Source organism: Thomasclavelia sp. (genome assembly GCF_047249845.1).
Taxonomy (GTDB): Bacteria; Bacillota_I; Bacilli_A; order Erysipelotrichales; family Coprobacillaceae; genus Thomasclavelia.
This window is the reverse complement of the sequence record NZ_JBKTWO010000057.1, coordinates 1-16,302: the sequence shown is the minus strand read 5'-3', so window position 1 is coordinate 16,302 and position 16,302 is coordinate 1. Positions and strand designations below refer to the sequence as shown.

The 16,302-nt window shown below is 30.3% G+C and carries 11 protein-coding genes and 1 CRISPR repeat array; of the genes, 10 read left to right on the top strand and 1 reads right to left on the bottom strand.

Annotation, left to right across the window (positions count from 1 at the left end; translation table 11 throughout):
• Positions 1-192: 192 nt before the first annotated feature.
• Positions 193-1,402: direct repeats of the CRISPR family, unit length 30 nt; unit sequence GTTTAATAACAACATAAGATGTATTGAAAT.
• Positions 1,403-1,527: 125 nt separating this feature from the next.
• Together ACLR9T_RS12070 and ACLR9T_RS12065 are read left to right on the top strand one after the other, a co-directional pair.
• Entirely contained in the window at positions 1,528-2,319 is a 792-nt protein-coding gene (locus tag ACLR9T_RS12070; protein WP_413109770.1) for an exonuclease domain-containing protein, read from the top strand.
• A gap of 16 nt (positions 2,320-2,335) precedes the next feature.
• Positions 2,336-3,163: a hypothetical protein gene (locus ACLR9T_RS12065; protein WP_413109769.1), complete on the top strand. Its 828-nt coding sequence runs from the start codon at positions 2,336-2,338 to the stop codon at positions 3,161-3,163.
• A gap of 25 nt (positions 3,164-3,188) precedes the next feature.
• Here ACLR9T_RS12065 and ACLR9T_RS12060 read toward each other — a convergent pair whose 3' ends face one another.
• On the bottom strand, positions 3,189-3,566 hold the full coding sequence (locus ACLR9T_RS12060; RefSeq protein ID WP_413109768.1) for a PH domain-containing protein: 378 nt from the start codon (positions 3,564-3,566) through the stop codon (positions 3,189-3,191).
• 185 nt (positions 3,567-3,751) lie between these two features.
• Here ACLR9T_RS12060 and ACLR9T_RS12055 point away from each other — a divergent pair, with 185 nt between their 5' ends.
• The 8 genes from ACLR9T_RS12055 to nifJ all read left to right on the top strand — a co-directional run bounded on the left by ACLR9T_RS12055 (position 3,752) and on the right by nifJ (position 16,080).
• A complete protein-coding gene (locus ACLR9T_RS12055; RefSeq protein ID WP_413109767.1) occupies positions 3,752-5,356 on the top strand; it encodes a DEAD/DEAH box helicase in 1,605 nt (534 codons plus the stop codon).
• A 144-nt stretch (positions 5,357-5,500) separates the two neighbouring features.
• Positions 5,501-8,167: a pyruvate, phosphate dikinase gene (ppdK, locus tag ACLR9T_RS12050; protein ID WP_413109766.1), complete on the top strand. Its 2,667-nt coding sequence runs from the start codon at positions 5,501-5,503 to the stop codon at positions 8,165-8,167.
• 86 nt (positions 8,168-8,253) lie between these two features.
• Positions 8,254-9,234 (top strand): asparaginase, encoded by a 981-nt coding sequence (locus tag ACLR9T_RS12045; protein WP_413109765.1) that lies wholly within the window; start codon positions 8,254-8,256, stop codon positions 9,232-9,234.
• 14 nt (positions 9,235-9,248) lie between these two features.
• A complete protein-coding gene (locus tag ACLR9T_RS12040) occupies positions 9,249-10,241 on the top strand; it encodes a DNA-processing protein DprA (RefSeq protein ID WP_413109764.1) in 993 nt (330 codons plus the stop codon).
• A gap of 1 nt (position 10,242) precedes the next feature.
• Entirely contained in the window at positions 10,243-10,887 is a 645-nt protein-coding gene (locus tag ACLR9T_RS12035) for a rhomboid family intramembrane serine protease (protein WP_413109763.1), read from the top strand.
• A 25-nt stretch (positions 10,888-10,912) separates the two neighbouring features.
• On the top strand, positions 10,913-11,812 hold the full coding sequence (galU, locus tag ACLR9T_RS12030) for a UTP--glucose-1-phosphate uridylyltransferase GalU (protein WP_413109762.1): 900 nt from the start codon (positions 10,913-10,915) through the stop codon (positions 11,810-11,812).
• Entirely contained in the window at positions 11,809-12,276 is a 468-nt protein-coding gene (locus tag ACLR9T_RS12025) for a hypothetical protein (RefSeq protein WP_413109761.1), read from the top strand. The genes galU and ACLR9T_RS12025 overlap by 4 nt, the downstream gene beginning before the upstream one ends.
• A gap of 285 nt (positions 12,277-12,561) precedes the next feature.
• Entirely contained in the window at positions 12,562-16,080 is a 3,519-nt protein-coding gene (gene nifJ, locus ACLR9T_RS12020) for a pyruvate:ferredoxin (flavodoxin) oxidoreductase (RefSeq protein WP_413109760.1), read from the top strand.
• The last annotated feature ends 222 nt before the right edge of the window (positions 16,081-16,302 follow it).

Below are 16,302 nucleotides of genomic sequence, written 5' to 3'. Positions count from 1 at the left end.
GATAGTTTAATTATATAATTTACCAGGCTCAATTTCTTTTTAATGTCCTAAAACTATTGGGAGAGTAAGAGTTCAAAAGATTTTGACTGGTAATTATAAAAAAGTAAAATCGCCTGGTAAAAAAACAGAAAAGTGTTGATATATATATGTTTTGGAGTATAATAAAATATAGAAAGTGGCTTATTTACTAGGGTTTAATAACAACATAAGATGTATTGAAATAATCATCTTCCTGTGCATCCTTTTTTATACCTCTACGTTTAATAACAACATAAGATGTATTGAAATTAACAAAATATGAAAAAGCCGAATTCCAAATTTCAGTTTAATAACAACATAAGATGTATTGAAATCCGTTTTTACCAACTGTGATTTTATTAAACATAGTGTTTAATAACAACATAAGATGTATTGAAATAACAACGTTTCATCACGTTTATTTGTTTTATTTTTAGTTTAATAACAACATAAGATGTATTGAAATTTACTTATATCGAAGTGTAATATAAAAGGTGTTTTAGTTTAATAACAACATAAGATGTATTGAAATGAAGATGATAATAAAAATCCACAAAAACAAAAAATGTTTAATAACAACATAAGATGTATTGAAATATTAAACTTGTTTTATTTTGACTTCTAATCCATATGTTTAATAACAACATAAGATGTATTGAAATTAAGTTTTAGAAAAAAATCATTATCGACAACACATAGTTTAATAACAACATAAGATGTATTGAAATGACAGACCAAGAACAATAGATTTACTGCTACGTAGTGGTTTAATAACAACATAAGATGTATTGAAATGCCACAAGGCACTACAGTAATATATATGGATACATTGTTTAATAACAACATAAGATGTATTGAAATACCATACGATCGTATTCATTTTTAAATGCTGGTGGCGTTTAATAACAACATAAGATGTATTGAAATTAAGTTTGCTCGAAAATATCTGGTTTACATGGATAAGTTTAATAACAACATAAGATGTATTGAAATCTTTCTACATTCACAACATCATTTTCGTATAACGGTGTTTAATAACAACATAAGATGTATTGAAATTCCAATAAAACTAAATCGGGATTTTCTTTTTGTGGGTTTAATAACAACATAAGATGTATTGAAATACGTTATCTATAGCAATTAATATCCCATATTCAAGTTTAATAACAACATAAGATGTATTGAAATATGAGAAACTGCTCACCTAGCCATTCTCTCGGCGCGTTTAATAACAACATAAGATGTATTGAAATTCGATAATATTGTAAATATGGTCTTCTAGTTCTTGTAGTTTAATAACAACATAAGATGTATTGAAATATTTAAAAGTGTAGATTATTCTCTACACTCTTTTGTTTAATAACAACATAAGATGTATTGAAATTATATAAGTAAAGCAAAAAATAAGTTAAAATATTAATGATGTATAATTATAACTAAAGAGTAATTAATAATATAAATAGCATCATTTGACAAATTGTGGTAAACTTTGAAACATGGGGTGTAAGTATGAAGAGCAAGTATGTAGTTTTAGATTTTGAAACAACTGGGGTAAATAGATATCATGATGATGAAGTAGTACAAGTAGCAATAATTAATCAGGATGAAGAAATTTTAATTAATGAATTATGTAAACCTAAGCATCATTTTACATGGTCAAATGCACAAAGGGTGCATGGAATATCTCCATCAATGGTAAAAGATAAACCTAGTTTTGAAAGTTATATTGATATGATAAAGAATATATTTGATAGTTGTGATTTTATTGTTTGCTACAACATTGCGTTTGAACAAGGTATTTTAAAGAATTATGGGATGGATATAAGTAAATACAAATTTAGAGATCCAATGAAAGAGTTTGCTCCTATATATGGAGAAGTTGGATATCGTGGCGGTTATAAATGGCAATCTTTGTCAACTTGTGCTAAGTATTTTGGTTATAGTTTTGAAGCACATGATGCGTTAGAAGATGTAAAAGCGACAAGATTCTGTTTTGAACAAATCAAATCATATAATATAAATAAGGAAAGAATAAATCAGGCATATTTAGATAGTTGGAAATTATTATTTAAACCGTGGATTATTGAAAGAGGAATAAAATACTATCAAGATGGATTGGTTGATTTGATCTATAAAGGTGATGAACAAATTGTGGCATCTGTAGATGGAAGTACAAAATATATGGTTTCAATTGAATTAGATAAAAACAAAATAAAGAAAATAGCCTGTGATTGTCCACATGCTTCTGGAGGAAGTAATTGTAAACACATGGCTGCTGTTCTTTTGAAAATAAATGAATAGTTTTATGGGGGATAAGATGATTAATAAATTCAGATTAAAAATATCTTATAAGGAAAATAAAATAACTTTAGATGTTGATGAAAGTTTGACGTTTAAAGAGTTAAGTAAAATTATAAACGAAAAATTATTATTGAATAAATGTAAGTATTATGAGTTTTTTCATAATGAAATTGTTATAGATGCTGAAGATAAAATACAATCTTCTAAAATCTGTGATTATCTAGAATTAGATCAGGAGTTAATTTATTATACTGGTACAAAAGATAGACCCTATTTGATTAAGGTAATAGTTTGGGATTATGTATTGGAAGTTAATGATGCAGCGATGAAAAAGTTTGCTCAATTAATAAAAAAAGTAGACCAGGCTAAGCCAAAACAAACTTATTATCTAAATAAGGATCAAAGGAAATTTATTGATACAGCTTTAAAAGATTGTTATGATACATTAAAAGAATTAAACTTTGGTGGTGAATATTATTATCAGCTTCTAAAAAATGATAATAATTATTTAACAATTAAATTAAAGTATTATATGTTAGATGATAAATATGAGCTGTACTTATTTAATTCATTAGAATATATGGAAAATGGTATATACAGTTATTTAATTACTTTCTATGATACTAATCGTGCATATTTTAAAGGGTATCAGGGTATTAATCGAAATATTTTTGTTTTAAGTAAAGAAAATGATACAGTTAGAATTAATGATTTTGAGTATCTTTATAATGCTTTAAATAGAGTCACTTATATGTTTAAAGATGTTGAAGAAGATTATTTATTTAAAAGTCATGAAAATACTTTAATTTATGATATAGCTAATTGTAAATATTGGATTGCATAATAAAAACCATCACTTGATGGTTTTTTTAATCAAATTGGTCATCTAAACCATAAGAATCATCAAAAAATTCTTTTCCTACTACTTTCTTTTTATCACGAGCTTCTTCTACTAAAGAGGAAATTATATCCTTTACTTCGTTAGCATTTTTAATGTTTTTTAAATGAATTTCTTTACTGCTATCAGCCTTTGTATATAAAACAACAGTACCAGTACCAAAGATTTTTTGTGCAAAATTTCTTTGTAGGCATAAATCAGTAATACGGTATAGTAGTAATTCATCATAATGAGTGCTAATTAAACCAGTTTCTTGGTATAAACGTTCATTTTTTATTTGATATTTTGTAAAACTTAAAGGAAACCACATAAAATGTTTTCGATCTTGCCAAATAACTTTATTATCCATAAAAATACCTCCATTTTATATTTTATTAAATATTATTGTCAAGATTATATCAATAATATTAAATAAATGCTAGTATAATAACAATAACGATATTTTGTATAAAAAATAATATAAATTCTAAAAATAAGTTTGTATATTGCGTATAATTATGCTATACTCGCAACGTGTCTAGAAAGGTATAAATGATGATTGAAAATAAATTTGAACAATTAGGATTAAGTAATGAAGTATTAAAAGCAATTGAAGATATGGGGTTTTCAAAACCTTCACAAATTCAAGAGGAGGCAATTCCAGTTTTACTTACTGGAGTTGATGCGATAGGTCAAGCGCAAACAGGTACAGGTAAAACCTTAGCGTTTGGGAGTGTTCTTTTATCTAAGATAAGTCCTTCTAATGATAAATTACCACAAGCAATAATTCTTTCTCCAACTAGAGAATTAGCAATGCAGATTCATGAAGAAATGAATCGTATTGGAAAATATAATGGTAGTAAAATTACCTGTGTATATGGTGGAAGTGATATTGAAAAACAAATTCGTACAATAAAAAAAGGGATTGATATTATTGTAGGAACACCAGGAAGAGTAATGGATTTAATGCGACGTAAAGTTTTAAAACTTACTAATGTTAAATTTGTTGTCTTAGATGAAGCTGATGAGATGTTAAATATGGGATTTGTTGAAGACATTGAAACAATCTTAGAAAAGGTAGATGATAGTCGTCAAACAATTCTTTTTTCTGCTACGATGCCTGCAGGAATAAAAAAGATTGCACAAAACTATATGCATGATGATTTTGAACATGTTGCAGTTTTATCGAAACAGACAACTGCAACTTCTGTAAAACAGTTTTATTATGAAGTAAGACAAAAAGATCGTTTTGAAACATTATGTCGTTTGATTGATGTTGCAAATGTAAAAACAGGAATAATTTTCTGTAGAACTAAAAGAAGTGTTGATGAAGTTACTGAACAAATGCAACAAGCTAATTATAATGTTGAAGCAATGCATGGTGATTTAAGTCAAAATCATCGGATGAACACGCTACGTAAATTTAAAAAGGGAACAATTAATTTTTTAATTGCAACTGATGTTGCTGCAAGAGGTATTGATGTTGAAAATGTTACCCATGTAATTAACTATGAGCTGCCACAGGATATTGAATCATATGTTCATAGAATTGGACGTACTGGTCGTGCAGATAAGGAAGGTTTAGCATATTCTATCATTACCCCAAGAGAAAAGGGATTCTTAAGACAGATTGAAAGAGTTACTAAATCAACAATTACTAAAGCTGTTATTCCAACTCTTCAAGAAATTTCTGAAGCAAAGATCGGTGCATTGGTTAGTGATGTTGAAGATGTTATTTTAGCAGGTAATCATAAGAAGTTTAAACAATTAGTTAATGAAATTGACCCAACAATGTTAGCTGATTTTACTGCAGCTTTATTATATATGAATTATCAAGATCAATTAGGGTATGATTATACACGTGAAAAAATTCAGGAAGCTAGTGGTAATGAGGGTGGTAAAGGAAAACGTAATAATAAAGATTTTACAAGAATTTTTGTTACTGCTGGTTCAATGGATCGAATCAAAGTTCCACAAATTATTAACTTCTTTGTAAGTAAAGCAGGAATAAAAAAAGAAGATATTGGTGATATTGATATTAAACGTAAGTTTACATTTATTGACATTAAAAAGAAAGTGGTTAATAAGGTTGTTAAAAATTGTAATAAACAGAAGATAAATAATCGTAAAATTGAAATAGAAATTGCTAATAGGAAGTAATTATTTATAGATTTAGATTGTATTTTAGCGATACAATCTTTTTTTGTAACAAAATATGATATTTTCAAAGCGCTTTCACTTGAATGAATGGATGAAGATGTGTATAATATACTCATGGATTAATTCTAAGGAGGATTATATTAAATGAAAAAATATGTTTATATGTTTAGTGAAGGAAACGAAATGATGCGTGACCTTCTTGGTGGTAAAGGGGCTAACCTAGCTGCGATGGTCAATTTGGGGTTACCAGTACCACAAGGTTTTACTGTTACTACAGAAGCATGTAATGAATATTATGCTGATGGAAAGATCATCAATGATGAAATGAAAAAACAAATTGATGATTGTTTAGAAAGACTAGAAAAATTAGCTGGAAAAAAATTAGGTGGATTAGATAATCCTTTATTAGTTTCAGTTCGTTCAGGGGCAAAATTCTCAATGCCTGGGATGATGGATACAATTCTTAATTTAGGTTTGAATGATGAAACTGTTGAAGTTGTAGCTAAACAAACTGGTAATCGTCGTTTTGCTTTTGACAGTTATCGTAGATTTATTCAAATGTATTCTGATGTTGTTTGTGAAGTTGACAAAGAATTATTTGAAGCTAAATTAACAGAATTAAAAACTGCAAATGGATATGAAAGTGATTTAGATATCACTGCTGAGGATTTTGAAAATACAATTATTCCTCAATATAAAGAAATTTTCAAAACTCAATTAGGTAGAGATTTCCCACAAGAAGCAAAAGAGCAATTAATGGGAGCAATTTTAGCTGTATTTAGATCATGGAATAATGATCGTGCAATCATTTATCGTAACTTAAATGGAATTCCTCATGATTTAGGAACTGCGGTAAATGTTCAACAAATGGTATTTGGAAACATGGGAGATGATTCAGGTACGGGTGTATTATTTACTCGTAATGCTGCTAATGGTGATAATCATATTTATGGTGAATACTTGATCAATGCTCAAGGTGAAGATGTCGTTGCAGGTATTCGTACACCACAAAAAATTGCTAAATTAGAAGAAGATATGCCAGAAATCTATAAAGAATTAATTACTATTGTTAAAGGTTTAGAAAAACATTATAAAGATATGCAAGACTGTGAATTTACAGTTGAAAATGGTAAATTATATATTTTACAAACTCGTAATGGTAAACGTACTGGAAAAGCAGCGTTAAAAATTGCTGTTGATTTAGTACATGAAGGTTTAATCAATAAATATGAAGCGATGACTAGAGTAGAACCTGATCAAATCTCACAACTATTACATCCAAACTTTACACCTGCTGCATTAGCTGCTGCTGAGGTGTTGATTGAAGGATTACCTGCTTCACCAGGTGCTGGAGCTGGAAAAGTATATTTAACTGCTGAAAAGGTTCATGAACAAGCTGTAGCTGGTGAAAAAGTTATTTTAGTAAGACACGAAACTTCTCCTGAAGATATTCAAGGTATGGTTGATTGTGAAGGTATTTTAACTTCTACTGGAGGAATGACGAGTCATGCAGCTGTAGTTGCTCGTGGTATGGGTAAATGCTGTATCGTAGGTGCAAAAGCATTATCGATTGATTATGATGCAGGAACATTTACAATTGATGGAAAAACTTATCCAGAAGGAACAGAAATTTCATTAGATGGTACAAGTGGTAAAGTATATATGGGAATTTTAGATTCTGAAGAATCTGAATTAACAGGTGATTTTGCTGAATTAATGTCATGGGCTGATGAAATTAAAAAATTACAAGTTCGTGCTAATGCTGATAGTCCTCGTGATGCAGCAGTTGCAATTAAATTTGGAGCTGAAGGAATCGGATTATGTCGTACAGAACATATGTTCTTTGAAGGAGATCGTATTGAATATGTAAGACAAATGATCTTATCTGATACTGTTGAAGAAAGAATTAAAGCATTAGATGAATTATATAAATTCCAAGTGGAAGATTTTAGAGGAATTTATCGTGCGATGGTTGGATTACCTGTTACTGTTCGTTTATTAGATCCACCTCTTCATGAATTCTTACCTCATACAGATGAAGAATATCAGGCAGTTGCTGATAAATTAGGTAAAACTTTAGATGAAGTAAAGACTAAAGGTGCAACATTAAAGGAAACTAACCCAATGTTAGGACATCGTGGTTCACGTTTGGCGGTAACATATCCAGAAATTTATAACATGCAAGTTAGAGCTATTGTTGATGCTGCCATCGATGTAGAAAGAGAATTAGGATGTACGATCGTACCTGAAATCATGTTACCATTAATTGGTAGTGAATCTGAAATTGCTTATGTAAAAGACAATGTTACTAAAGCAATTGATGCTGCTATTATGGCTAAAAATGCTAAAATTGATTATAAGATTGGAACAATGATTGAAATCCCTAGAGCTGCTTTAACAGCTGATGAGATTGCTAAACATGCTGAATTCTTCTCATTTGGTACTAATGACTTAACTCAAATGACATTTGGATTCTCTCGTGATGATGCTGGAAGTTTCTTACCAGATTATATTAAACGTAAAGTAATTCAAGTTGATCCATTTGTATCATTGGATCAAAGTGGAGTAGGTCAGTTAATTGAAATGGCTGCTGCAAAAGGTCGTAGTGTTCGTTCAAATATCAAATTAGGTATTTGTGGTGAACATGGTGGAGATCCAGAATCAATTAAATTCTGCCATAAGACAGGATTAACATATGTTTCTTGTTCACCATATCGTGTTTTAATTGCACGTCTTGCTGCTGCACAAGCTGCTGCTGAAGAAATTATTCTAGAACATACTACTGATAAAGTATTAGTAGCTGATAAATAGTTAGATGATTAACGTCTCTTTAATACAAAGAGACGTTTTTCCTTTTTATGCTACAATAAATTTGCTATAATAAAAGCGGTGATAAAATGAAAAATATTGTTATTATAGCTACTGGTGGAACTATAGCTGGTAGTGGTAAAGTTGGAAAGGCTACTAACTATCAAGCTGGAAAGATTGATATTAAAGAAATTATTGATTCTATTTCAATGATAAATGAGATTGCAAATTTAAAAGCAATTCAACTTTTTAATGTTGATAGTAATGAAATGAATGAAGATCATTGGCTTATTCTAACAAATAAAATCAATGAATTAGCTAGTAAGGATGATGTAGATGGGATTGTAGTTACTCATGGTACAGATACATTAGATGAAACTGCCTATTTTTTAAATTTAACGATCAATACATATAAGCCAGTTGTTTTAACAGGTGCAATGCGACCAGCAAGTGCTACAAGTGCCGATGGGCCAATGAATTTATATCAAGCAGTTTGCTTAGCTTCAAGTGATGATGCTTTAGGTCATGGGGTAATGGCTTTGTTTTCTAGTACTATATATTCGGGGAGAGATATTCAAAAAATAAGTAATTTTAAAATTGATGCTTTTGATCAAAAAGATTTTGGATGTTTAGGTTATATGCATGATGATGAAGTATTAATGTTTTCAAGAACGTTCAAAAAGCATACGCTTCAATCGATTTTTAGTAATGAATTACCTAAGGTCCTCCCTTCTGTAGGTATTGTGTATTATTATGCTGGTGCTAATGTTGAAATTTTAACGATGATGGCTAAAGATCATCAAGGGATAGTGATAATTGGTAGTGGCAGTGGTAATTATAGTAAGACTTGGCTACAAGAAATTGAACGTTTGTATAATGAGGGAATTATTTTCGTTCGTGCTTCACGTGTGAATCAGGGAATTGTTTATGAAAGTACAACTTTTGATCCTAATAATATATGTATTCCATCAAATACGCTTTCTGGGCAAAAGGCTAGGGTATTGTTGATGCTAGCTTTAAGTAAAACAAAAGAGATTAAAGAAATTAAGAATATTTTTAGTGAGTATTAGAGGAGGCGAGAAGGTTGGGACGAATTAAATTGAATTTAGACAGTATTGCAATGATGCTATTTTGTGCTCAGTTGAAGGCATATAAGGAAGTTCCTCTAACTACTGATGAATGGTTAATGATTGAAAAAATTATTAAAAAGAAAGAATTGTCTGGACCTGCAAGTTTGCTTTCTATGTCTCAATGCGAACTAGAAGATATATTAGGAGTAAATGAATTTATTGCTTATAAGATGTCCAGACGTTTAAAAACAATTAATATTTTTTTAAGTGTGTTAAATAATTTGGAACATAATGGGATAAATATTACCACTAAATATGAGGACAATTATCCTCAAAGATTAATTAAATATTTAAGAAAAAGAGCACCATTATATTTATTTTATTGTGGAGATATAAATATTATTAAAGAAGGTGTATCATTAGCTGGTTTAACTAAAGTTACTAAAAAAGACCGGACTTATATAAAACGTCTACTTGATAAAACAATTAAAGATGATTTTATCTATATATCTAATGATAGTAAAGGTGTTGATGAATTAGCGTTTAAATATGCTTTGCATCAAGGTGCTAATTGTATTAATTTTGTATGTGAAAGATTAACTGCAAAGCAAAATGATTATCGCAAATATTTGAAATCAGGACAATTATTAATGTTAAGTGCTGAAGATCCAAATAGCTATTTTGATATTACAAGTGCAATTGATCGTAACAGTTATGTTTGTGCGCTTTCAAAATATCAAATAATTGTTTCAACTAGTATTAATAATGGAGCTACCTGGTTTACTGCGCTGCAGAATCTTCATAATAATTGGACAATTCCAATGGCTATTGAAGGTTTATATTTAGGAAATGATCGACTATTAGATATAGGAGTTACGCCAATTTATATTAAAGATATCTTATCTGATAGTTCGTTTGATCGGATTTATGAAAATAATAAAAAATCATTAGTAGATGCTGAGGTAAATATTGACCAGATGTCAATATTTGAATTTATAGGAGAATAAGATGAAATATGATTATAAAAAATTTCCAATTACGACAAGTGTAATTGGGATATGTATATTAGTATATGTTTATACAACAATTAAATATGGATTAGATATGAATGCTAATGAAGGGTTAAGAACAGGCGGATTTAATCCAATCTTAGTAGTTCACTTTAATGAATATTATCGATTGATTACAGCTAATTTTATTCATTTTGGCTTAATGCATATCTTTTGTAACTGTTATTCGCTTGTGAATTTAGGCTCAGTTATGGAACATTTACTAGGTCAAAAGCGTTATGCAATCGTATTGGCAATTTCGATGATAGCAACAACCTTGTTACCATGCTTGCTTTACCTTATTAATGACAGTGGTGCATATAGTGTGATGGGTGGGATTTCCGGAGCTATTTTTGGATTGATGGGAGCTTTATTAGCATTGGCAATAAAGTTTAAAAATATTTATGCTTATTTATTTAAACAAATATCATCAAGTATATTATTAATGTTATTAATTTCAGTTTTAGTTCCTTCAATATCTTTAACAGGACATGTTGCAGGAATGATTGGTGGTTTTGTCGCAATGTTATTAGTGATAAGATTTATGCCTTTAAATATTTGGCAAAATAAAAAATCATCAAATTATGATAATTTAATAAATTAGATAGGTAATATAAAAAGGAGAAAAAATGAAAGCGAAAGTAAAAAAAGCAATAATACCAGCAGCGGGGTTAGGAACAAGATTTTTACCGGCAACAAAAGCATTAGCAAAAGAAATGTTACCAATTGTTGATACTCCTACAATTCAATATATTATTCAAGAAGCGGTTGAAAGTGGGATTGAAGAAATATTAATAATCACTAACTCTAATAAACATGCAATGGAAAATCATTTTGATAGATCATATGAACTAGAAGCTCGTTTAAGTGAATCTGGAAAAATGGGACAAGTTAAAATGATTCAAGATATTGCTGATATGGCAAATATCTATTATATTCGTCAAAAGGAGCCTAAAGGATTGGGACATGCTGTTTTGTGTGCTAAGTCATTCATTGGTGATGAACCTTTTGCGGTATTGTTAGGAGATGATGTTGTTGTTAATGATACTAAACCAGCATTAAAACAGCTGATTGATGCATATATGTATAAAGAGGCATCAGTTGTGGGGGTACAGACAGTAGAGCATAAGGATGTTAGCAAGTATGGGATAGTTAGTCCGTCTAAATTTCATCGACGTGAATGTGGTGAACGCTTAGTTAAATTAAATGATATGGTTGAAAAACCAGCTATAAATGAAGCACCAAGTGATATGGCGGTACTTGGGCGATATGTTTTAACTCCTAAAATATTTGAATTATTAGAAAATCAAGAAAAGGGTGCTGGTGGTGAAATTCAATTAACAGATGCAATTAAGCGTTTGATGGATATTCAAGCAGTTTATGCGTATGATTTTGAAGGTGTCAGGTATGATGTAGGGGATAAATTTGGTTTTATTAAAGCAACTATTGATTTTGCTTTAAATCGTGATGATTTGAAAGATAAGGTTCAAAAATATATTGAATCGATTGTAAAGGATGGTAAAAAATGAGTTTTCAAGATAAATACAGTGAATATAAACAAAGGAAAGAAGCGCGAGCTTTTTTTAATAAAAATAATAACGAAAAGATCTGTGGTAAAGATTATGTTGTTGCTATTGGGATTGGAATGGGTGTCTCAATAGTTTTAGGGTTTATCATGGAGTGGATTACATTTAAAATAGGCTTTAATTTTTCTTATTTCACTATACTTGTGGGAATTTTGCAAGCGATGGCAATAAAAAAAGTATTAAGAAAAAGTGGAGTACAGTTAGCTGTTACCTCAGTAGTAACTTATTTGTTAGGTATAATTATTGCACAAGCTTTGTATGTGACCATAACTTTACCAGTCTTTAGTGTTGAATTATTTATTGAAATGTTTAAAATGTGTTTTAAATTTATGATTGTAGGAGATTTTTTAGACACGATTATCTATTTGTTAGGAGCAGCAGCTTCCTATATGGCGTTAAAAGATTAAGATTATAAAAAAAGCTTGTTTTAATGGAGTTTAAAATAAGTTTTTTTATTTTTATGTATTATATTAAAACAACGAGATAAAGTATTTGAATTAATTTGATATAATAGAAAATATTAATTGCTCATATAGCACGATAATATGAAATAAGGATAAAAACAGAATTTATTTAGGATAAAAGTAATTGTACAAAGATTTATCTTTTGTCCTCTTCTTTTAGTATTTATAACTGGCAAATAAATAAGTGTCGTAGTATAATATAGTTATGCAAAAGGAGGATTTTTAAAAATGGCTAAAAAGTTTTTATCTATGGATGGTAATACTGCTGCAGCGCATGTGGCTTATGCATTTACAGAAGTAGCAAGTATCTATCCTATTACACCTTCATCTCCAATGGCTGAAAACGCTGAAGCATGGTCTGCTCAAGGTAAGAAAAATATCTTTGGTTCACCAGTTAATGTAATTGAAATGCAATCAGAAGCCGGAGCTGCTGGTGCGGTCCATGGTGCTTTACAAGGTGGTGCTCTTGCAACTACTTTTACTGCGTCTCAAGGGCTATTGTTGATGATTCCTAATTTATACAAAATAGCTGGGGAATTATTACCAGGTGTATTCCACGTATCTGCAAGAGCACTTGCAACTAGAGCGTTAAATATTTTTGGTGATCATCAAGATATTTATGCTTGTCGTCAAGTTGGAATGCCGATGATTTGTTCGCATTCAGTACAAGAAGTAATGGATTTAGGTGGAATTGCTCATTTAACAGCAATTAAATCTTCAGTTCCAGTTATGCATTTCTTTGATGGATTTAGAACATCTCATGAAATTCAAAAAGTTGAAGTAATGGACTATGATGTATTAGAAAGTCTGCTTGATAAAGAAGCACTAGCTAAATACAAGAAAAATGCAATGAACCCACACATAAATCCAATTGAACGTGGTGGAGCTGAAAATGATGATATTTATTTCCAAGGTCGTGAGGCTCAAAATAAACATTATGATGCTGTAGTAGAAGTTGTTGCTGACTACATGAATAAGATTTCTGAAATTACTGGAAGAAAGTATGCACCATTTACATATTATGGGGCAGCTGATGCATCTAGAGTAATAGTGGCAATGGGATCTGTTACAGAAACAATTAAAGAAACAATTGATGAAATGAACCGTCGTGGTGATCGTGTTGGTTTGATCAAAGTACATCTATATCGTCCTTTTTCTGCTAAGTACTTATTAAATGTATTACCAAGTACTGTAGAAAAAGTTGCTGTTTTAGATCGAACTAAAGAAATGGGGGCAACTGGAGAACCGCTATATTTAGATGTTGTTAGTGTTCTAAAAGATGTTGATCATGTAAAAACTGTAATTGGTGGACGTTATGGTATGGGATCTAAAGATACAACACCTCGTCAAATCAAAGCAGTTTATGATCATTTATTAGAAGATGATCCATTTACTTCATTTACAATTGGTATTAATGATGATGTAACTCATTTATCATTAAAAGAAGATCCAACATTCCATGTGGATGCTGATTATACAGCTTGTCTATTTTATGGTTTAGGGTCTGATGGTACAGTATCAGCAAATAAATCTTCAATTAAAATTATTGGTGATAATACTGATTTATACTCTCAAGCATATTTTGCTTACGACTCTAAAAAAGCAGGTGGAGCAACTCGTTCTAATCTACGTTTTGGACATACACCAATTAGAGCGACATATTATGTAAATAATGCTGATTTTATTTCTTGTTCATTAGATAACTATGTAATTAAATATGATATGTTAAAAAATCTTAAAGATGGAGGAACATTCTTATTAAATACGGAATTTTCTAAAGAAGAAATAGTTGATTATTTGCCAAATCGTGTGAAAAAACAATTAGCTGATAAAAAAGCTAAATTCTATATTATCAATGCTAATAAGATAGCTAGTGAAATTGGTATGGGTAGAAGAACGAATACGATTCTTCAATCTGCATTTTTTGCCTTAAACCCACAAATTTTACCAATTGATAAAGCTGTTGAGTATATGAAAGAAATGGCTAAAAAGACTTATGGTAAAAAAGGTGATGCGATTGTACAACTTAACTATAAGGCCATTGATGCCGGTAAGGATGCCATTGAAGAAGTAGTTGTTGATGGTTCATGGGCAGATTTAACTGTTAGTACAACTAGAAGTGCTATTGGAGATGAACATTTTGATGAATTTGTTTCTGTGATTAATAGTTTAGATGGTTATGATTTGCCAGTATCTGCATTTATGGATAAATTAGATGGTTCAATGAAATCAGGAGTAGCAATTAAAGAAAAACGTGCAATTGCAACTGAAGTACCTCGTTGGAAAAAAGAAAACTGTATCCAATGTAATAACTGTGTAATGGTATGTCCACATGCTACTATTAGAGCGTTCTTGTTAGATGAAGAAGAAATGAGTAATTTACCAGAAAATATTGGTGATGATATTTTAGTTCCAATGGGGAAAGATATGGGTGGATTAGTATATCGTATTCAAGTTTCACCTGATAACTGTGTTGGATGTGGTTTATGTGTTACTGAATGTCCAGGTAAAAAGGGTGAAAAAGCTCTTGAAATGGTACCAGTAAAAGAAGAATTAAAACATGCTAAGCTGGCAGATTATATGTATGAGCATGTGAGCTATAAAACAGATAAGTATCCTTTAACTACTGTAAAAGGTGTTGGCTTTATGAGACCTTATTTTGAAGTTTCAGGAGCATGTGGTGGATGTGGAGAAACTCCATATTATCGTTTGGCATCACAGTTATTCGGTAAAGATATGATGATTGCTAATGCTACTGGATGTAGTTCTATTTATGGTGGTTCTACTCCTTCAACACCATGTAATATTGATAAGAACGGGCAAGGACCTGCTTGGGCAAATTCATTATTTGAAGATAATGCTGAGTATGGTTTTGGAATGAAACTTGCTGAAAATTATAAAACTAATCACTTATTAAGTGTAATTGATGCTAATAAAGCTGATTGTGAACCTGAATTAAAAGAATTATTAGAAGAATATGTTGCAAGTAAAGGTAACCGTGAACAAGAAAGAGCAATTGTTGATAAAATGTTACCATTAATCGTTGCTTCTAAAAATGAAGGAATTAAAGAATTATTAAGCCAAGAAGGGGATTTGGTAAGTAAATCCCAATGGATTATTGGTGGAGATGGCTGGGCATATGACATCGGTTATGGTGGTGTTGATCATGTTTTAGCTAGTGATCAAAATGTTAATATATTAGTATTGGATACTGAAGTATATTCAAATACAGGTGGTCAATCATCTAAATCATCTCAAGCTGGTTCTATTGCTAAGTTTACAGCAGGTGGAAAAACAGTTGCTAAAAAAGATTTAGCACAAATTGCTATGGCTTATGGTCATGTATATGTAGCACAAATTGCTATGGGTGCTAATCCAATGCAAACAATTAAGGCTTTTAAAGAAGCTGAGTCATATAATGGACCATCATTGATTATTGCATATTCACCATGTATGGAACATGGTATTAAAGGTGGTTTAGCTAACCATCAAAGACAGCAAAAAGATGCTGTTGTTTGTGGATATTTCAATTTATTAAGATATGATCCACGTTTAGAAGATGCAGGGAAGAATCCATTACAATTAGATTCTAAAGAACCAGATTTTGATAAATTTAAAGATTTCTTGTTATCTGAAAACCGTTTTGCTCAATTATCTAAAATCAACCCTGATCATGTCGAAGAGTTGTTAGAAAAATGTTTGGCAGATGCTAAAAAGCGTCGTGCGAGATTAGACAGAATGTTATAAATATTTTAAATCAGAGGATTTTTCCTCTGATTTTTTTTGTTAACTGCAAAAATAGCTGATTATTCCATTGTTTTTACAAAAAATAATAAAAAATCAAAAAAAATGTATAAAATTCTTTACAAGTGGGAATATAAGTGATAGAATGTTAATGCGCTTGAGGAAAGCAAAGAGATCATTGAAAACTAAACAGAATTAAGAAACACACGTCAAAATCCAAAAGGA